General features: G+C 53.3%; 21 protein-coding genes. 6 read left to right on the plus strand and 15 right to left on the minus strand.

What is annotated here, in order from left to right; genetic code table 11:
- Positions 1 to 100 precede the first annotated feature (100 nt).
- Complete coding sequence (locus ACMXD4_RS21595) at positions 101 to 538, plus strand: exosortase system-associated protein, TIGR04073 family (protein WP_033156807.1); 438 nt, start codon at positions 101 to 103, stop codon at positions 536 to 538.
- Positions 539 to 573: 35 nt separating this feature from the next.
- Positions 574 to 1,269 (plus strand): OmpA family protein, encoded by a 696-nt coding sequence (locus tag ACMXD4_RS21600; protein ID WP_033156808.1) that lies wholly within the window; start codon positions 574 to 576, stop codon positions 1,267 to 1,269.
- Between the two features lie 83 nt (positions 1,270 to 1,352).
- Here the strand turns inward: ACMXD4_RS21600 and ACMXD4_RS21605 are convergent, their stop codons facing one another.
- The 6 genes from ACMXD4_RS21605 to ACMXD4_RS21630 all read right to left on the minus strand — a co-directional run bounded on the left by ACMXD4_RS21605 (position 1,353) and on the right by ACMXD4_RS21630 (position 7,824).
- A complete protein-coding gene (locus ACMXD4_RS21605; RefSeq protein WP_415879334.1) occupies positions 1,353 to 1,553 on the minus strand; it encodes a hypothetical protein in 201 nt (66 codons plus the stop codon).
- A gap of 42 nt (positions 1,554 to 1,595) precedes the next feature.
- On the minus strand, positions 1,596 to 1,871 hold the full coding sequence (locus ACMXD4_RS21610) for a late competence development ComFB family protein (RefSeq protein ID WP_033156993.1): 276 nt from the start codon (positions 1,869 to 1,871) through the stop codon (positions 1,596 to 1,598).
- Between the two features lie 125 nt (positions 1,872 to 1,996).
- Positions 1,997 to 3,196, minus strand: a complete 1,200-nt coding sequence (locus ACMXD4_RS21615; protein WP_171697260.1) for an ABC transporter permease — start codon at positions 3,194 to 3,196, stop codon at positions 1,997 to 1,999.
- Position 3,197: 1 nt separating this feature from the next.
- Positions 3,198 to 4,403, minus strand: a complete 1,206-nt coding sequence (locus tag ACMXD4_RS21620; protein WP_171697259.1) for an ABC transporter permease — start codon at positions 4,401 to 4,403, stop codon at positions 3,198 to 3,200.
- A 150-nt stretch (positions 4,404 to 4,553) separates the two neighbouring features.
- Positions 4,554 to 5,768 (minus strand): amidohydrolase family protein, encoded by a 1,215-nt coding sequence (locus ACMXD4_RS21625; protein ID WP_415879335.1) that lies wholly within the window; start codon positions 5,766 to 5,768, stop codon positions 4,554 to 4,556.
- Positions 5,769 to 5,832: 64 nt separating this feature from the next.
- On the minus strand, positions 5,833 to 7,824 hold the full coding sequence (locus tag ACMXD4_RS21630; RefSeq protein ID WP_415879336.1) for a TonB-dependent receptor: 1,992 nt from the start codon (positions 7,822 to 7,824) through the stop codon (positions 5,833 to 5,835).
- A gap of 299 nt (positions 7,825 to 8,123) precedes the next feature.
- Between ACMXD4_RS21630 and ACMXD4_RS21635 the strand changes: the two genes are divergently transcribed.
- The gene (locus ACMXD4_RS21635) at positions 8,124 to 9,089 is read left to right on the plus strand and encodes a helix-turn-helix domain-containing protein (RefSeq protein ID WP_415879337.1); all 966 of its coding nucleotides are present in this window, start codon (positions 8,124 to 8,126) and stop codon (positions 9,087 to 9,089) included.
- A 149-nt stretch (positions 9,090 to 9,238) separates the two neighbouring features.
- Positions 9,239 to 10,153: a DMT family transporter gene (locus tag ACMXD4_RS21640; RefSeq protein WP_319961635.1), complete on the plus strand. Its 915-nt coding sequence runs from the start codon at positions 9,239 to 9,241 to the stop codon at positions 10,151 to 10,153.
- Between the two features lie 108 nt (positions 10,154 to 10,261).
- Here the strand turns inward: ACMXD4_RS21640 and ACMXD4_RS21645 are convergent, their stop codons facing one another.
- The 6 genes from ACMXD4_RS21645 to ACMXD4_RS21670 all read right to left on the minus strand — a co-directional run bounded on the left by ACMXD4_RS21645 (position 10,262) and on the right by ACMXD4_RS21670 (position 15,680).
- Complete coding sequence (locus ACMXD4_RS21645) at positions 10,262 to 11,161, minus strand: hypothetical protein (protein ID WP_415879338.1); 900 nt, start codon at positions 11,159 to 11,161, stop codon at positions 10,262 to 10,264.
- Positions 11,162 to 11,197: 36 nt separating this feature from the next.
- Positions 11,198 to 11,626 carry a hypothetical protein gene (locus ACMXD4_RS21650; RefSeq protein WP_415879339.1) on the minus strand — a complete coding sequence of 143 codons (429 nt, stop codon included), beginning with the start codon at positions 11,624 to 11,626 and terminating at the stop codon, positions 11,198 to 11,200.
- Positions 11,627 to 11,739: 113 nt separating this feature from the next.
- On the minus strand, positions 11,740 to 12,411 hold the full coding sequence (locus tag ACMXD4_RS21655; RefSeq protein ID WP_415879340.1) for an ABC transporter ATP-binding protein: 672 nt from the start codon (positions 12,409 to 12,411) through the stop codon (positions 11,740 to 11,742).
- A complete protein-coding gene (locus tag ACMXD4_RS21660) occupies positions 12,408 to 13,544 on the minus strand; it encodes an efflux RND transporter periplasmic adaptor subunit (protein WP_415879341.1) in 1,137 nt (378 codons plus the stop codon). Before ACMXD4_RS21660 ends, ACMXD4_RS21655 begins: the two co-directional genes overlap by 4 nt.
- A gap of 118 nt (positions 13,545 to 13,662) precedes the next feature.
- A complete protein-coding gene (locus ACMXD4_RS21665) occupies positions 13,663 to 14,118 on the minus strand; it encodes a DNA polymerase III subunit chi (protein ID WP_415879342.1) in 456 nt (151 codons plus the stop codon).
- Positions 14,119 to 14,195: 77 nt separating this feature from the next.
- The gene (locus ACMXD4_RS21670; protein WP_415879343.1) at positions 14,196 to 15,680 is read right to left on the minus strand and encodes a leucyl aminopeptidase; all 1,485 of its coding nucleotides are present in this window, start codon (positions 15,678 to 15,680) and stop codon (positions 14,196 to 14,198) included.
- A gap of 91 nt (positions 15,681 to 15,771) precedes the next feature.
- Between ACMXD4_RS21670 and lptF the strand changes: the two genes are divergently transcribed.
- The gene (gene lptF / locus ACMXD4_RS21675; protein ID WP_033156820.1) at positions 15,772 to 16,905 is read left to right on the plus strand and encodes an LPS export ABC transporter permease LptF; all 1,134 of its coding nucleotides are present in this window, start codon (positions 15,772 to 15,774) and stop codon (positions 16,903 to 16,905) included.
- The gene (gene lptG / locus ACMXD4_RS21680; RefSeq protein WP_415880856.1) at positions 16,905 to 17,972 is read left to right on the plus strand and encodes an LPS export ABC transporter permease LptG; all 1,068 of its coding nucleotides are present in this window, start codon (positions 16,905 to 16,907) and stop codon (positions 17,970 to 17,972) included. The genes lptF and lptG overlap by 1 nt, the downstream gene beginning before the upstream one ends.
- Before the next feature lie 66 nt (positions 17,973 to 18,038).
- Here lptG and ACMXD4_RS21685 read toward each other — a convergent pair whose 3' ends face one another.
- Genes ACMXD4_RS21685 through ACMXD4_RS21695 form a run of 3 tightly spaced genes read right to left on the minus strand, consistent with a single transcriptional unit; the run spans position 18,039 to position 19,129 of the window.
- Positions 18,039 to 18,425 carry a hypothetical protein gene (locus ACMXD4_RS21685; RefSeq protein WP_415879344.1) on the minus strand — a complete coding sequence of 129 codons (387 nt, stop codon included), beginning with the start codon at positions 18,423 to 18,425 and terminating at the stop codon, positions 18,039 to 18,041.
- A 59-nt stretch (positions 18,426 to 18,484) separates the two neighbouring features.
- Entirely contained in the window at positions 18,485 to 18,910 is a 426-nt protein-coding gene (locus ACMXD4_RS21690; protein WP_415879345.1) for an RDD family protein, read from the minus strand.
- 39 nt (positions 18,911 to 18,949) lie between these two features.
- Complete coding sequence (locus tag ACMXD4_RS21695; protein WP_171697246.1) at positions 18,950 to 19,129, minus strand: hypothetical protein; 180 nt, start codon at positions 19,127 to 19,129, stop codon at positions 18,950 to 18,952.
- Positions 19,130 to 19,322: the final 193 nt, after the last annotated feature.

The raw sequence follows: 19,322 nt of genomic DNA on the forward strand, positions 1-19,322 counted from the left end.
CCGTGCGTTACTGTCCAACTTCCAGTGTTTTCGGCGTTCTGCTGCTATGCTTAGGCATGCTACGTAGAATTAAATTTGTAACACCACGGGAGTATCTAACATGAATAAAAATAAATTCCTCACCACCTGTTTGCTGTCAGGTGCATTATTGGCCAGCCAAATGGCAAATGCGGACGAAAACCATCCGGGTTATCTGGCAGGTTTCACTTCCAGAGTTAGCCAAGGCTTTGCTAACACCACCTTCAGTTTTATTGAAATCCCTAAAAACGTGGTCAACATCACTCACGACCAAAACATTCTGCTGGGTTCAAGTTGGGGTCTGCTGCGTGGCGTAGCTCACACCGTCAGCCGCACCGTAATAGGCGTAGCGGAGCTGATTGCCTCGCCGATTCCCACCGATGAATTTATCTCTCCGCCCTACGTCTGGGATCGTTTTAGCGAAGATACCCGTTACTTCGGTCTGCATTACCCCGGCTACTGGACTCATTTCGGCCCGCTGGATCACGGCTATACCGACACGCTGGATCATGGCAAGTAACGCGGACGATACCGCTCGATATTGAGGATAAGATCATGACAAAAAAATACGTATACATCCCGCTTGCCGTTATGGCTCTGTCGCTGGCCGCCTGTTCCACGCCGAAAAAGGATGTGGCCGGGCTCAGCGCTGAGATTGATGCTGCATCCAAAGGTCATTACGGCCAAGCTTTGCTCCATGCTTCAGCAGCTGAACAGGACTTGAAAACCGCCAATCATGTGTTGAAACATTGGCAAAACGATTATTACTGGAACATCGACGAGAGTCTGAAAGCGCAAGAGGCCGCAAAATCGGCCGCGGCACACGTTTTGGCTTCGGAAAAAGAGTATTGCCAATGGCTGACCGAAGCCCATTCGCAAAACCACCATCACGTGGAAACCATTCACGAAACCGTGGCCTACTTTAAAACCGGCAGCCATGTGCCGTTTAAAACCAAGGAAGACACCATCAGCCATATCGGTCACTTTTTACACGACCATCCCGATGCGACAGCGACTGTCACTGCTTCCACCGACACAGTGGGTAAACCTGCGGCTAACCAAGCCTTATCGGAAAGAAGGGCTAAATCCGTTACCGAACTGCTGATTAAAAACGGTGCCAGAGCCTCGCAACTGGTCTCCAAAGCTATCGGCGAAGCGGGTGGCCCCGATAACACGGCGGATCAGAATCACCGGGTTGCCGTGGTTATTTCCGCACATCCCGACTATCTCGACTGCCCTAAATTTAAGTAAGCCCAACCCACCCTGCTCGCGCCAGCGGCAGGGTACTTGGCGGCAGAGATTCAATAACACGGTTATCGAATCTCTGCCCCACCTTACATCTCGTCTGCCTGCTGTTTCTGCCGATCCGCGCTTTCAAAAATTTGCTTTTCCGCATCCCTGGCCTGATCCATGGGTTGCTTGATTGCATCAGCCAGCGACTGCGGCACCACTGGCGGACTCGCCTTGTCTGGCGGTGAAGAATCGCAAGCCGGCAAACCGCCAGCTATTAGTAAAAAAATCAAAGCGGTTTTCATGGCTTTACCGAATCGGCGACGTCAAAGGTTAATGACAAAAACTCAATCATTGCGGTGCTCGCGAGGACGGCGCAAAACCTGCTTTATCGCCTGCTCCACCGCCATATCGACAGCACCCGCCATCTCCTGATATTGCTGCTCGCTGACATTAATACCCTTATCGATGGTGTTCCGCACATAACACGGCGGTAATTGGTTCAGCGCCAGACAGGCCACGTCTTCCTGAAATGCTTGACTGAAAGGCTCGTCGGCCTGCTCAGCAAGCTTCCAAAGCCGGTCTATCACCAATCGCTCGTAATAATTACTAATATTCAGCATAAAGGCCTCTTGAAAAACATTGGCTACCAATGCTGATAAGCATAGCCCAGAATCCAACTTGGCCGAATCCATTCGCCACGCTGACAGAGGCCCTGATTACCCTCATTTTTTACAGCGGGCATAGCTCATTCCGCCCGCAACGCTTCCAGCGGGTTCAATCTAGCGGCCTTGATGGCCGGCACCACACCGGCCGCAACGCCGATAAACAAGGAAATCGCAAAAGCGGCAACGATGTAATTCCAGGCCAATTGCACCGGTAATGCCGGCACGAAAGCAGCGGCGAGTTTTACCAGTGCCACGCCCAATAAAACGCCGCCGAAACCGCCGACCAGACTCAACAACATCGCTTCGCCGAGAAACAGCTTAAACACCATGCCACGCTCGGCACCAATAGCCCGCAACAAACCAATCTCCGATACCCGTTCCGACACGGCGATGGTCATGATGGTAAGAATACCGACCGAGCCCACCAGTAACGAGATACTACCCAGCGCCGCCACCGCCAAGGTCAATACACTCAATACCGAATCCATTTTTTCCAACATTTGGTTTTGGGTAACTATCGTAAAATCCTCGGCACCGTGCCGCGCTATCAAGCGGCGTTTGATGGCTTGCTCCACCGTTTCCGCGCTGGTCTCACTGCTGTATAGCAGATCGATTTCCATCAAACTCTGCCGATCAAACATCTCCATGGCCTTGCCGGCGGCAACGAACACCGTATCGTCCAGGTCAAAACCCAGCATCTGCCCTTTAGCCTGCATCACCCCGATCACCCGAAACCGGTCACTACCGATGCGAATCCGTTGCCCCAGCGGATGGGTATTGCCGAATAATTCCGTGCGCATCTTACTGCCCAACACCGCGAACGCGCGCGGATTATCCAAACCGTCGTCGGGTAAAAAGCGGCCGCTATCGACTTTTAATTGCCATACTTGCGGCAAGGCGGCGCCGACGCCAAACACATTGGCCCGGCGCTGTTTGTTGCCGGCCTCGATCCGAGCATTGCCCTGTACCATGGGCATGGCGGCCAACACGTGATCGAGATTTTCCAGGCTGGCGGCATCGGCCGTGGACAAAGGCCGCACCGTGCTGATGGTGGCGCCGGACAAGCCAAAGGTGGTGGTTTTACCGGGATAAACCGCGATCAGATGCGTGCCGAACTGGGTAAATTCCGCCAACACGAAACTATGAATGCCGCGGCCGATGGAGGTCAAAATCACCACTGCGGCGATGCCGATGATCAGGCCCAAGGCAGTGAGTAAAGAGCGCTGCTTATGGCTGCTGATGCTGCGTAACGCCAGCTTGGCTAAATCCAGCCAGATCATCTCAGCGCCTCGCCAAAGCCGCGACTGGGTCGAGTCGCGCAGCCTTGCGAGCCGGCAACACCCCAAAAACCAGCCCCGTTACTAAAGCGACGGCCAAGGCCGACACTCTGGCCCAAATCGGTAGAGCAACTGGAAAGTTCGGATACAACCACTGCAAGATCAAAATACCGAACTGACCGAGTACGCTGCCGACCAGCGCGCCGGCCAGCGACAACAAGGCCGCTTCGCATAAAAACCAGCGTTGCAGTTGGCTTTGCGTGGCGCCCAAGGCTTTCAGCAAGCCAATTTCGGCAGTGCGTTGACTGACGCTGACCAACATCACATTCATCACCAACACCCCGGCCACCGCCAGACTGACCGCGGCGATACCGGCCACGGTAAAAGTCAACGCGGTGAGGATTTTATCGAAGGTATTGACCACGCTGTCCTGGGTAATCACCGTCACATCGTCCTCGCCTTCGTGTCGCAATTTGATGATATTGCGGACCTCGTCGACGGCCTTATACATGGCCGCTTCAGAGTGGGCTTCAATTAAAATCCGAAACAAGGAATGGCTGTCGAACAAGGCTTGCGCGGAAGCCACCGGTACGATGACTAGTTCATCAAAGCCGGTGCCTATCGATTGGCCTTCCTTAGCCAACACACCAATCACCCGAAACCGCCGGTCGTTGATGCGCAGCCATTGCCCGACCGCTTGCTGATGGGCAAACAATTCCTCGCTGATTTTTTTGCCGATCACGCACACCGAGATTTCCTTATCCGCGTCGGCCTCCGGCAGAAACTGGCCTTGGGCCATGGTGAGATGCCGCACGCGCAGCAAGGCATGCGTGGAGCCCATGATATTGGTTTCCCGCTCCAGACCGCCAACCGATACCGGCGCGGAGCCGATACTGACCGGGGCAATCGCCGCGACGTGCTTGCTGCGGAATAAGGCAGCGGCATCGTCCAGCGTCAAATCGCGCGGGGTTTCGCCGAACAGGGGCGGGTGGCCGCCAGTGGTTTCGGTGCGGCCGGGCAAGACGATAAGCAGATGGGTGCCCAACGATTCGAATTCGTGGACCACATAATTGCGGGCGCTGTCGCCCAATGCAGTCAACACGTTCACGGCAGCCACGCCTATGCTCATCGCCAAAATAATCAGTGCGGCGCGCAGGGGTTGAGTCTGGATGGCTTTGCCGGCCTGAAGAAGTAAGTCTTTACTGAGCATGGCGATTGGGTAGCAAGCTTAGCCGGCAGTTTAGCCGGAACCGCCAACAAATACCCAGCTAAAACGCACGCACTCCATAGACCTCGGGGTTAGAGCCTTGAACTTTGGTTTTCCAGAGGCTGAGCAGAGCCACTATAGAACCGGGACCGATCAATTTTCGAAGTAATTGATTATCAGCTTGCCGCCGGACATCACTAAATCAGGGTATTCCAACAATTTAAGCTTTTGCGTCGGATCACCTCTTACCGCGATCAGATCGGCCGGTGCGCCAGGTAATAAGCTGCCAAGTAAAGGCACATTTAGGTATTGGCCGGCTTTGGCGGTTGCGGTCCGCAGTACGTCCAACGGCGCCATACCTGCCAGATGTTGTAAGTACAGTAATTCCTGCCCATCTATGCCCCAGGGAATGTCAGGGTGGGCGATTTCCGCGCCATATAAAAACTCCGCGCCCAACTCGGCCAAGCGCCTGACATTGCTGCTCACGCCCGGACATTTCGACAAGGTATCGATGGTACCGACGATTCTGACTTGTTGCGCCGCGGCCCGTTGCAATTGCGCGTCCGGCAAGCTGTCGCAGGGCGCGTGCGCCCATTCGTCGACACCGGCATCCAAGGCCAATTGCGCACCTTTGGGCTCGGCAAGATGCGCCGCCACCCGGCGACCTAGTAGATGGGCTTCATCGACAATGGCCGCCAACACCGCCGGTGCTAACATCGGCCAACTACGGGGCTTATCGTGGGTTTTACTGTGAGGGGCGTGGGAATGTGCATGCGTGTGTCCGCCAGACCAAGGCGCGCCCGCTTCGCCGCCGGGCTCCAGCGCCACTTTAATCACTACCGCGCCGCCGGCCACTAGTTTACGCACCGCTTGCCGCGCTTGCTGCGCGTCGGCTACCGGCATGGCAATGTCGGTTTCGCCCAAGTTAGAGATCGGATAGCCTGCCGGGGCGGTGATAATCGGCCCGGACGTCATCAGTCTTAAGCTGCCGTCGCCGCCGTAAGGCTGATGCAGCGGCCCGCCGACATCGCGCACTGTGGTAATGCCATGGCGCAGCACGGTATCAGCCGGTACGTGTTGGTAGCTAAGATGCGCGTGCAATTCGATAAAGCCCGGCAATAAGGTGGCATCGCCTAGCTCAAGCCGAGGCGCATCGCTATCGTTAAACGCTTCCCGGCTGTCTATCCTGACGACCTTACCTTCGCTTATCAGCACCGCAGCATCGCTTCTGAGCGTATAGCCATCGAAAACCCGCGCTGCCGCGATGAGCAAATTTCGGTCATGGGCGTAGGCGACGCTGCCCGGCAACGTCAACAGCAAAACCAAGAGTAATCGGTAGCAGTGCTTTAAACTAGATTGAGATTTCATGGCTATTTCAAAAAAGCAGTGCCGGCGAAAGCCGGCGCTGTCGAGTGGATATGGATTAACTCGCCTAGAAGCTTGCGGCAATACCGATTTGCCCCCAAATGCCCGGCATTTGATAACCGGGACGATAGACATAGCGCTTGTCGAACAAGTTTTCCACGCTGACAAACACTTCGCCTTTTTTGCCTAACTCGGCAATCGGATAGGCCAGCCGGGTATTCGCCACAGTAAAGGCTTCGACACGTTGGTTATTAACTTCACCGACATTCCGGGCGCGGTTCAACGCCCAGGTTCTTGATTGGTATTGCAGATCGAAGGAAAAACGTAACGGGCCGATGGGGCCGTTGATGCCGGCGGTCACCGCTTGTTCCGGGGTGTAGGGCAAATTCGGGATACTGGGGTTGAGTAGCGTCAATCCGGCAAATAGGCTCCAGTCGGCGATCAGGTCTTGTTTTACCGACGCTTCCAAGCCGCGCATCCAGTACGAGCCGTAATTGATATAAGCGCCTTGGGTTAAATCGAACACGTAGCGATTCTTGACGTTATCGATGAAAAAGCTCAGATCGATTTGCGTACTTTTAAAGGGCGAAGCTTTCAAACCCACTTCAGCATGATCGACGTTTTCCGGCGACAAGTTTTGCCAACCATCGGCTGAAAAATTCGGTAAAAAGCCGCCGGAAAATAGATTTAACGGCACGTTCGACAAGGCGCCTGAGTTAGCCGCCGCGTCAATACCGGGATAGTTGACGCCGTTTGAGACGTTGCCGAACAGGGTTAAATCGTCGGAGACAAATGACAATCCGGCATGCGGCGAGGCTTTGGATTGGTAATGGCTATGGTCGTAAAAGCGCACTCCGACAGACGGGACCATCACCCACTCTTTGCTCAGCACCAAGTCGTGACTCAATGCCACGTAAGGGCTGGTAAGCCGGAAAGTTGGTGTCGCAAATTGATAAACTTGGTTACCGGTTTGAGCACCCAGGTTAGTCACTTTACCGTTCAGCCACTCGTTATCTATCCCAGCCGTTAAGGTGCCGCCCTGCCAGGGCGAAAACTGTTCTTTCCAGCGAAAGCCGTCCATGCTGTATTGGCTGAGCAGGTTCGAGCGGTTGTCGGCAAAACCGGTGAAGTACGTATTTTGACTCAACCAATTACCGTCGCCGCCGTTATGGTAGAGAGTAAATTTGCCCTGCCAATCGCCGTGCGCGTGGCTGAGGCTGGCGGCGACCATACCCGCAACCGTATCGTACTCGCCGATAGGCGGCGTTACCCCGTATTGTCCGGGATCGCCGGCTTGGTTATCCGCGTAAAGAAAAGTCACATCCGAGCGCCATTGCGGATTTAACTGATAGCCGGCTTTTCCCATCACATTGCGTAACTCGCCGTAGCCGTTTTGGCGGTGGCCGTCTGATTTGGCGTAGCCTTGCGCCAGTGAGAAATCGAAATCGCCGTACTTGCCTTGCACATCCGCTTGTTCGGTAATCGTGCCGAAAAAGCCGCCAGACAATCGGCCGCTGCCGTGCAAACCGTCCTCCGCCGCAGCCTTGGTTTGCAGGTTGATCGAACCGAAATTGTTGCCGTTGATAGCCGGCTGCGGGCCCTTGTAAACCGTAATCGATTGCATGCCGTTGACGGGCAACAAATCCAGCAAAGGATGGTTCCAGGTAGCCATATACATAGGAATATCGTCGATATAGGTCTTGATCTCGCTACCAGGCCGGCCGGCACCCTGGCCACGAATCGCCACCGCACCGCCCTGGTCGCCGCCGAACGCACCGACGGGGTTGTAACGCGAGATCTGCACGCCCGGCGTTCTTTTCAGGACCGACGCCAGATCCAATGCATTTTGGTCGCGGATTTGTTCTTCAGTGACGACCGCAGATACGCCGGAGAACTCGTCCACATGATTTTCTTCGATAACAGGGTTGGCGACTACCTCGGTGGAATCGAGCTGGTCAGTCTTTTCCTCTGCCAGGACGGCGGTACCGGCTTGCAGTAGCGCAAAAAAAACCAGCAAGGATTTGGGTAAATTCAGTAAGGGCAGCACGGCGTATTTCATGATCATTCCAGTCAACATTCGGCAAATATAAAACCCTATCCACTGAACATTTATCGCTGAATGTTCGAATATGGAAAGCGTTTATCACAATGCTGATTTTAACGAATCACTCGCAACCGCCTGAGTTACTTTCATATGCTAAAAGTAATATTTTTTATGCTATAAGTAGCAGCCGGTAATATCCGAATTTTCGACTACTTCATCCAAAAAAACTCAGCGGCCTATTTAGCAACCATTAATTAAGCCAAATAACATAGTTTAAATAAAAATTGCTTATTAGTACCAACACAGGGATTTCCATGACGAAGAAAACGGCGGGACGCTGGCGCATCAAAAACGACGAATTGCAATCCCGCCAGCAAGGCAACTGCCTGACTGAGTATCTGCCGGATGACATAGGCAAAGGCTACTCGACATTATTTCCTCTCGACCCAGACTTGAACTATATCGAAACCCATTATCAGCCCAGTCAGGATCTAGCTATTCTGACCCGAATGGATCAGCACAACCCTCGCCTGGTGGTGACTTTGGGCATGCAAGGGCAATCGCGATTCGTTAATGCGCAGGGCCAGGAAATTACTTTTAATGAAGGCTATACGTCGATCACCGCATTCAGCTCCAGTATTGGCGAGCGCCAATATCAAGCCAATAATCCAATGGCCCAAGTGCGGTTCTCGATGAGTAAATCTTGGTTGAGTCGATACTTCGGCGAAAATACCGCAACGCGATTTTTTAATAAGAACGGCATTAGTTTAATAAGTTATAAACCCATTTCAAATACGGCATTAATAGCCACGCGACAGCTATTAAATTGCGACCCGAATAATCCGGCAAGACATGTATTTATGCACGGTCAAGCCTTGTCGATATTAGCCGCGGAAATGACCCATCTATGGCAAGATAATCGAAAGACATCGCCGATCTTTTCAAAAAAAGACCAATCCATTGCCCAAGCCGCGCATAACATTCTGTTAAATGAATATAAAAACCCGCCATCGGTTGCCGAATTATCCAAACGTGTCGGCACCAATCAATTTAAATTAAAACAATTGTTTCATCACTTTTTTAATACGACGCCGTATGGCTTATTATTAGATATTCGCATGAAAACCGCCTATCAGTTATTAGAATCCAGCCGCTGTCAAATCGATGTTGCCGCCGCCTATGTCGGCTACAATCACGCCAGCAATTTCAGCACTGCTTTTAGCAAATATTTCGGCATATCCCCCCGCAGTATCGCCAAAAACCACACATCTAAACCTTAAGAGGTTAATATACCCGCGACGCTGACCATCCATGCGTCGGTAGCCGGCGCAATGATGTGCATTTTGGACTCGCAAGCCGTCAGGCCGAACCGATACGGCCCTATCCTCAACCTATTCGCCCTTACCGACGCTCTTAAGCCAAGCCACCAGTGCCCGCCGACACTAATCAGCCGCAAACCATCCAAACTCCCACGCCTATCTTGCCGCTGCCTAACAGCCGCCTCGGTCTGAGTTATATGCTGGTCGCTTGTGTCTTGTTTTCGGTCATGAACGCCGGCGCATACGCCATCGGCCTATTCGATACCGGCTTGCCGCCCAGCATGATCAGCTTTATCCGCATCCTGGCCAATTTCTTGATCCTGACAATTCCGGCGCTGATCGGCGGCCGACTGCTCGGCCTGTTCGGCGACGCCCGCCCCTCGCTGTGGTTGCGCGGCTTGTTCGGCAGCACGGCCTTGATGCTGTCGTTTGCGGCCATCGTCCGCATCGGCCCCGGCGAGAGCGCATTTCTGACCGCCAGCAGCGGTGTGTTCGTCATGTTGTTAGGGCCACTGGTTTTGGGCCAAAAAAACTCGCTATTGGTTTGGCTGGCCATTATCGGCTCGTTCAGTGGGGTATCGCTGCTATTTGATTTCGAAAATAGCCACAACTTATTCGGACAAGCCATGGCCTTGCTGGCCGGCCTGTTGTCGGCGCTGGCCTATTTGATGGTGGCGCGTGCCGGGCGCAGCAATACCCCGCAAACGGTAATTTTCTATTTTTGCCTGGTGGGCTTGGCGTTACACGGCATTTATTTTGCGCGGTATGGCTATCGCCTGCCGGGCTCGGCGGAAAGCTGGGGCTTATTGCTCCTGGTAGGCGTGTCGGGCAGCGGCGCGCAACATTATATGACTCGGGCTTATCAAGCCGCGCCAGCAGCCTTGGTGAGCTCCATAGGGTATTTGGCCCCGGTATTAAGCTTAGCCTGGAGCGTCTTGCTATTCGAACAAATTCCCGGCCAAACGGCCCTGATCGGCACTACGCTGATTTTGGTGTTTGGGGTGATGTTGCCGTTTCTGCGTTAAGCCAAATCAGCCAAGCGCCTGTTCTTGCTTTGTGTCAGGCCAGGCGCTTGTATCGCCCGACCTTAGGCATATCATTGTTGAATCTGCCGGCGCTTTCGAGACCAGATTTTAAACCGCAACCTTGCAATAAGAGGGAATCCAACTGCGGGCGACCATATAGTCCGGCAATTGATTAAAATCAAACGCTTCGCCGTGAGCGATCATTTGCTTGACATCGAATAATTCGCCCACTTCCGGAATGTCCTGATAAAACAGTATGTAAAACGGCTTAACCAGATAGCGGGCAATCTTAATGCCCAACGGCCCGATGAAATTACGGCGTTGCCCGACGTGCGCGACTTCGTCGATGGTGATTTCGTCCAGCAAGGCTTTCAGACGATCTCTAACTTCCGGCTCGTCGGCCAATAACTCGTCGAATAAGGGATACAAATGACAATAGAAGCTGACGCCCATTAACTCGGTGACGAAGGCCGGCGTATCCATCAATACCCCCGGCAACTTCGGAAATTGTTCGTAGATCATTTCCTTAAACGGGGTCAACGGTTCCCATACCACCCGCTCTAATCCGCAGGTTTTCAGCATTTCGTCGAACAAACGCCAATGGCAAAACTCTTCGGCCAGATGCACTCGGGAAATTTTGTCTTCCACGCTATGCGAATTAGCCATATCCGGCACCACATCCCAGGCGCCTTTGATACCTACCCACTCGTGGCGCGCGAATTTATAAATACCGCAGAGTAATAAGGTCAGCCTGTCCAAGGATTTTGGATCGTCCACCATCTTCACATAATTACGATAAAATGCTTCCGGGTCTGCCAAAGGCTTGTGCAAGCGCACCGGATTATTTTGAAAATAAGCCAATCGCTCGCGCTTTTTAGCCAAATCCCGGTCCGCTTCCAATAACTCACCGCCATGTTGTTGGGTAAACAGCCAATAATCAGCAAAATTTTCCTGCCGTTGCACGTCGCTGGCTGGCGTAAAAATAGAACGATATTTGAGCTGAGTCACAAAAAATTTCCCAATCTGTGGCTGAAAACACAGATTCTAACGAATTAATGACTTGGAGGTGGATTTTAAAGTTTTTCCGTCGTGATCGTTCGATTCCCGCTGCATTCCCAACCACATCAACGCATCGTCACGATTATTAAAAATCCGATAAACCCAATCGGCATCCCGCGGCATTGACAGCATAACTTGGGTGGTTAGCTGGCTGATATGGGTATACACCACAAATGCCGCCGCTTTAATACCCAGCAAAGTGCCCATAGCAGTTTGCGAGGCGAAGTCATAGTGGTAGGCGTTTACTTTGTGCACCAGCAGCAGATAGGGCCTCTGCAAATGCGCCACGATCCAAGCATGATATTCGTCGACAAGCGCCAAGTTGAGTTCCACTCCCTCATCGACAATAAACTCCGCCAAGTCCTCATCCAGCTTGATGGCATTACAAAAACTTAATCTATATCGCTCCATCATCCCTCCTCAGCCTACTGGCGTGTCAACTCTGTTGACAGTATCGCACAACCAGGAAAACTCTAACGACAAAGTTATCGCCGCCAAGCTTTTTTAGCACCGCTCTAAATGAAAAACTAAACCGCGCCGTCCGCCAAACGGCCGTCCACAATGCGCAACTGCCGCTTGGCTCTACCGCCGATATTTTGATCGTGAGTGATGATGATTAACGTCACACCTTGCTGATTTAAATTCTCCAGCAGCTCGATGATGTCCCGACCGGATTGGCTGTCCAGATTGCCGGTCGGCTCATCGGCCAGCAGGATACCGGGCTGCATGATCATCGCCCTGGCAATGGCAATGCGCTGCAACTGCCCGCCGGACAATTGATTGGGCTTGTGCTCGGCACGCTCCAATAAATTCACCGAGGCCAATGCCTGTAACACCCGTTGCTTGCGCTGTTTGCTATCGATGCCCGCCAGGATCATCGGCATTTCGATGTTTTCTGAGGCGGTGAGCCTGGGAATCAAATGAAAAAACTGAAACACAAAGCCGATATTGTCGCGGCGAATCCGCGCCAGCTCGTCATCGCTTTGCCGGGTGACATCGGTGCCGTTTAATAAGTATTGGCCGGCCGAGGGCTGATCAAGCAGCGCGACAATGTTTAACAGCGTCGATTTGCCCGATCCTGACGGCCCCATCACCGACACATATTCGCCGGGCCCGATAGACAGGTCTATCCCGTTCAAAGCCTGTACGGTCTGCTCGCCGACCTGAAATACCCGGCGAATGCCACTGAGCTGAATCATGGCTTGACACTGACAGTTACGCCGGCCGCCACGCCTTCCTTGCCAACTGACGTTACTACTTGGTCGCCCGCTTTCAGCCCGGACAGTACTTCCGTAAAACTCCAGTTGGATAAACCAGGCTGGAAGCTCTGTTCATGCAACACATGGTCTGCGTCTATCAACAATACGCGATGATTCTCCAGAATCGCCTCGGCCGGCAAACGTAGCGTGCGCTCTTTTTGACTGAGCAACACTTCAATGTCGGCGCTGTAACCCGGCAACAGCTCCGCCAGATCTTTGGGATCGTGCAAGGTCACTTCCACTTCCACCGTGCGCGCCTGTTTTTCCTTTTCCAACACGTAGGGCGCGACGCGGGTGACGATGCCGGAACAGCGTTTATCCGGAAACGCATCCAAGGACACGCAGGCGCTCATGCCGGTCTTGATGCTGGCAGCATCCACTTCATCGATAGGCGCGGAAACGGTCAAACAGCTGACATCCAGCAAGTCAATGGGCGGCAAGGTTGGAATCCCCGGCGGCGACGGTGTGACAAATTCACCCAATTCGGCATTCACTTCCGCCACCGTGCCGTCAAATGGCGCTTTCACCAAGGTACGCAGCACCGCCGCTTCCGCCACGCCCAATTGCGCCTCTGCCACCTCAATGGCTTGCAGCGCGGCCCGGCACGCCGCGCGCTGCGATTTGCCGCCCGTCACTGATTTATCGACTTGCTCCACAGACACCACGTTTTTGTGTTTTTGCAATTGCGTCATCCTGGCCGCTTCCCGCTCCGCGCCACCGGCCAATTGGCAAGCTTGTTCGGCGCTGGCTCGGCTGGCATTGATCTGGGCTTTTTGCAGTTCAACCTGGGCTTTTAAGTCCTGGTTCCAAACCTCCAATAACACCTGACCCTGCTTGACTTTGTCGCCCTCCTTAACCCGCAACTGCGCCACTTGCCCGCCGGTTGCCGGCGCCAGATAGGCCCGCCGACACGCTTTGACCGTACCCACCCGGGTATTCGCTACCGTCGCCCGCACCTCGCCTTCCGCCACAGTGTAAGCCTCCACTGCCACCGGCTGCGGGCGGCGGCTATAGAGAAATAGTGCGGTGACAGCTATAAGCAAGGCGGCAACAATCAGCGTTTTACTTTTCATGGCGCGAGAGGGCGGATGCGTTGTACAAATTGGGATTCCACTTTTCTGAGCTTTGCTTTGGCTGGCGATAACCGGGGAGAAGTCCTCGTTGCATTTTCTAGTTCGCCACGTGACCACCCTACATTTTGTGGGTAGTAATCGCCAGTTGGGCTTGCTGGTAATGCCGGTAACGCTGGCGGCCGGCCTGTTTGCACGCTTCGCTGTTGTCCAATATTTCCAGGATACGCTCGGTCGGGGCGGTGGTCGGCGGGTACAAACTGGATAGGTTGACGACAATTTTCTGCCAGCCCTCGGGAATGTTTTCGCCGCCTATCAGAATGGTGCCGGTAAATGCCGGGATTTCTCCGCGATAGGTTTGGTGCGGAATAAAACTGCCGGCCCGGAAGGTCCACAAGGCTTTATCGATTTGCTCGGCTTGCTCCGCCGAGTCGGTCAGCACATAGGGAAAATGGCCGCTGCGGTAGATTTTCTCGATCAGCTTGCAGGCGAAATCCTGGCGTTGTTGCTGGTCGTGGGTCGCCAGCACGTAGAAGCTGACTTCGGGGAGGGATGGCGAATGACTGGGGGCGGTCATGTCGTTTTAAGCCTGCGGAAAGTAGCAGGGACTTTCGCGACACCGGATCACCGCGAAAGCCTCTGTTACGCTCGGCCTTAAGCCGAGGCGCGGTTTAGCAAATACTGGCTTACCAGCGGGACCGGCCGGCCGGTTGCGCCTTTGTTGGCGCCGGTGCGCCAAGCGGTGCCGGCGATGTCGATATGCGCCCAGCGGTATTCTTCGGCAAATTTGGATAAAAATACCGCTGCCGTGATGCTGCCGCCGTCCGGGCCGCCGATGTTGGCCAGATCGGCGAAGTTGGATTTTAGTTGCTCCTGATATTCTTCCCAGATCGGCATGCGCCACACCAAGTCGCAGGCGGCATCGCCGGCGCTCAGCAAATCGTTGCAGAGTTTGTCGTCGTTGCCGAACAAGCCGCTCGGTACCCGGCCCAAGGCGACGATACAGGCGCCGGTCAAGGTCGCCATATCAATGACCACATCCGGGTTATATTTCTTTGCGTAGGTGAGCGTGTCGCACAAAATCAAGCGGCCTTCAGCGTCGGTGTTCAGGATTTCGATGGTTTTGCCGGACATGCTGGTCCAGATGTCGCCGGGTTTGTTGGCCGCGCCATCCGGCAGGTTTTCCGAGGCAGGAATCAAGCCGACGATGTTTAGTTTTAGATTCAACAATGTCGCCATGCGCACCAGACCCAACACGCTGGCGCCGCCGCACATGTCGTATTTCATTTCGTCCATGCCCAGGCCGGGTTTCAAGGAAATGCCGCCGGCATCGAAAGTTAGACCCTTACCGATCAAGACAATGGGTTTGGCGTTGCTGTCGCCGCCTTGGTAATCCAGACAAATCAATTTAGCAGGCTGGCGGCTGCCGCGCGATACCGACAGAAAGGAGCCCATGCCCAGGGCTTCCATGTCGCTTTCTTCCAAAATCTCGCAGGTGAGTTTGTCGTGCTCGCCGGCCAGAGCCAGGGCTTGTTCGGCCAGGTGAGTAGGCGTACAGATATTGCCGGGCAGGTCGGCCAAGTGTTTAGCCAGTTCCATGCCTCTGGCGATGGCGATGCCTTGTTGCAGACCCGATTCGGCCAAAGCTTGTTGACTATCGTCGGCCACTACAGCCAGCTTTTGCAGCGGATTTTTGTCGTCGACTTTTTTGGTGGCGCTGTATTGGTACAGGCCATCGTTAAATACTTCCACCACTTGGCGGGCTTTCCATTGGCTATCCGCACCGTTGACGTCTATATCCAGCAGTGCGCAGCTGGCGGCGCTGACTTTGCTGTCCTTGACGATTTTAATCGCAGCCGCCAAAGCTTTACGGTATTGCTTGCGCGTGACCTTGCCGCGCTCGCCAAACCCGAGCAGCACGATGCGGGCGATATTGCCGTCGGGCAGGTTATTGATCATTAGGGTTTCGGCGTTTTTGCCCCTGATGTCGCCGCGGCCGATTAATTTGCTCAACAAACCGCCGAATTGGCTGTCCAGTTGGGTTGCCGCCGGGCTGAGTTGTTGATTTTCGTAGATTCCGACCAGCAGACAGTCGCTTTGCAGTTTGTCTAAGGGTGAGCTTTCTATAGAATAGTCCATGAGAGTAGTCTGTAAGTATCTGGGATTGAGGGTTTGCGCCGGATGCAGCGGTCTGTGGTTCGATTATACCTTAGAAATTAGGAGTGAGTTGTTGAGCATTGAGCGAGGATTACCCAGCGCGGGCCGGCCTTTCCGGCTATTGACGGTGCTGGATAAAATGATAATCAAGGAGCTGTTTCACACCGTCACCGCCGTGTTGGTCGTGTTGGTGGTGATCATCGTCAGCCGCAAATTTATCAAGGTATTGGCGCAGGCCATCGAAGGCAATATCGCCAACGATACGGTGATGACCTTATTGGGTTTGAAAATCGTCGTCGCTACGACCACCTTCCTGCCCGCCGCGCTGTTTATGGCGGTGTTGATGGTATTGGGCCGCATGTACCGCGAGCAGGAGATGGCGGCAATTTCCTCGGCCGGCGGCAGCGTGTTTACCATTTATCGGGCGATATTCATGCTGGTCATACCATTAAGTCTGGCGGGTATGGCGCTATCGATGCTGGCTTCGCCGTGGGCGGAGGCCAAAACCGAGCAGTTGATGCATCAGGATAAACAAAATGCCGATATTCGCGGCATCGCTGCCGGCCGCTTCAGCGAGTACAGCGACGGCGAGTTGATTTTTTACACCGAAAACGTCGATGACGAAGGCCGCATGCACAAGGTGTTCGTGCAAAACAAACAAGGCGACAAAGCCGGCGTGGTAAACGCCGAATACGGTTGGTTGAAAAACTTGCCCGGCGGCTTGTATCTGGTGTTGGAAAATGGCGAACGGATTCAAGGCGTACCGGGTAACAAGAACTTCACCATTGAGACATTTAAAGAATATGCCGTGCTGATCGAAAAAAAGGTCACCATTTTGAATTTGGGCCGTGAGGCTACTACTACCGAGAATTTATGGCTGTCCCCGGAACTGCGCGATGTCGCCGAGTTGCAGGATCGTTTCAGCACGCCGTTAGGGGTTATTTTATTGGCTTTTCTGGCAGTGCCCTTAGCTAAGCTGTCGCCGCGCGGCGGAATATACGGCAGTATGCTGGTAGCTTTTGGGATTTATTTCGTTTACGGCAATTTGCAGAGGGTCAATCACAGTTGGGTAATCAGCGGGGCGCTGCCGTCCTGGCTGGGCTATTTCTGGGTGGACGCCTTATTACTGGTCTTGGGTTTGTTAATGTTGATGCGTTTGTACGGCTGGCAATGGTTGTCGCAAAGTCTTAAGGAGAAGCTGTCATGATCAACGTATTGACCATTTACATCGTCAAAGAAGTCGTCAAGGGCTCCTTAATTGCGGTGATATTGTTATTGACGCTGTTCAATCTTTTCAGCTTCAGCGACGAGTTAAAAGATTTGGGGCAAGGCGGTTACGGCTTGAAACAGATTTTATGGTTTTTGACCTTAACCTCGCCACGGGTATTTTACGAATTGGTACCGTCGGCGGCGTTGCTGGGTAGCTTGTTCGTCGTGGGCTCGATGGCGAATAACCGCGAGATTGTGGCGATGCGCGGCGCCGGTTTATCCATCGCCTGGATTATCAGAACCATTATGCTGGCAGGCTTGCTGTTGGTAAGTGTTGCCGAACTGGTGGGCGAGTTCGTCGCGCCGTCTTGCGAACGCGCCGCGCAAGTGCTGAAAACCACGGCGCTGCACGACGGCGTGGTAATGCGCTCACAATACGGGATGTGGCTGAGAGAAGGCAACAGCTTTATCAACGTCCGCAAAATTCTCGACGATGGCTCGCTGGCCGATGTACGCATTTACGATGTCGACGATGCGCATAAACTCAACCGCATCACTCAGGCCGAACATGCGCAGTTTTTAGGCGACAAACAATGGCGCTTGGAAAGCGTCAAACAATCCGAAATCAATCGGCAGCAAATTTATGCCGGCACTCAAGCAGAACAAAACTGGAAATCCAGTATCGACTCGGATTTGTTGAAAGTGGCCGTCGTTAAATCCGACAACCTGTCGCTTTACGATTTGTTCATGTACATCGATTTCCTGAAACAGAACAATCAAAAGTCGCAAAGTTACGAGTTGGCATTTTGGAGCCGTTTAATCAACCCGTTTGTGACCTTTGTGATGTTGATGGTGTCGGCGCCGTTTGTGATTGGCATCGGTCGCGGCACCAGCACCGGCGCGCGGATCATGATGGGCATCGTGATCGGGATGACATTTAACATTTTCGACAAGATTGCCGGCCATGTCGGTTTGGTTTACGACATGAATCCGATGTTGATGGCAATGTTGCCGAGTGCTTTGGTGTTTTTAGGCGCGCTGATCGCGGTTAAGCGGGTCAGCTAGGCGGCATAGGCCTCTCTGCGGAACGGAAAACCCTTGCTTCCGTTCCGTGGAGCGTTATGACGGCGGTTATTTGCGTGTCATGAACAAATAAAGAAACTTACATTTCAAAATCGCATCTTTTTCGTCCATTTCCACCACCGCGCAATCTTCGTATTTTTCCCGGCCAGGTGTGACTTGCTTTTTTATCACGCCGTCGGCCACGCTATATTTGATTGGGATGGTCATTTCCCCGATGCCGCTACGCGCATCTTCACCGGTGGTTATCAAGGTACCGTCTTTTTGAAATTCCCAAGTGACGTGCAAGGGCTTCTTTTCGCGGTCGAGAGCCAGGGCTTCGTGAGTGACCTGCCATTTGCCCAGCAGTTTGGAATTGTCTTGCAGCTTAATTTCGGCACTGGCTGTGGAGACCCCGAATGCCGCAAACAGGGATAAAAGTATTGTTATTGTTTTCATTGTATGCTCCCGGGTGAGAGATTAATCGAGCGGCGAATATAGCATATCCGCTTTTGCCGTCAGCGCTTTTCTTCCTGAAAAACCAGCCGGGTTTTTGACAGGTAATCGTGCCAGCATTGGCCGTTTTTATCGAATAGGCACCAGACAAATCCCAGTCCCAAGCAAGCCCAGGATAATAAGCCGCCCAGGAAGCGGATGCCGGCTTGCCGCCAACCGGGAGACCGGCCATCCAGCGCGCTGACTTTAACTTTCCAGGCGCGCAAACCCAAGGTCTGGCCGCCGTGGGTCCAAAACCAGCCGTAGAAAACAAAACTGATGCCGAGCAGATAAAGTGGATAAAAAAACTGATCGCTGGCAAATGCCTGGCCGGCGTTAAAAGGCAAAGCAATGGCCGTGGCGAAAAACCATATCGCCAACAGTAAGAAAGCATCGTAACCAGCAGCGGCCAGCCGACGCAAAAAACCCGGTGGGGACGGTAAATCCACGCCGGGTTTTGGGGTGCTTGCTCTAGCGGATTGTCGCAATTATTTGTCGAAAATCGCCAGTTTTTGCCCCATGTACATGCTCATGGCCACCAGCGCGCCCATCATGACAATTGAAAATAAAAAGGGCGGTCTATGGAAAACCAATAATGCGAAATCGGCGACGAATAGACTAGTAAATACAGGCTGGTCTACAAAACCCAGTAAAATTTTTTTAAACATACGCTCCACTCTCCGATATAAATTCCCCGTCACCGGCCTAAGGGCGACAAGTACAGCCAATTTTTATGTTATTACACCAAAATATTCGGCGAATGGCGAAATTCTACATTTAACCCAAGGGAATGTAAAAGAATGTGCTGGATTGAGCTTAAATCTGGCGAGGTGTTATGATAAGACCGCTAGGACGTTCGCG

The sequence above is a fragment of the Methylomonas sp. TEB genome, assembly GCF_047777895.1.
Lineage (GTDB): Bacteria > Pseudomonadota > Gammaproteobacteria > Methylococcales > Methylomonadaceae > Methylomonas.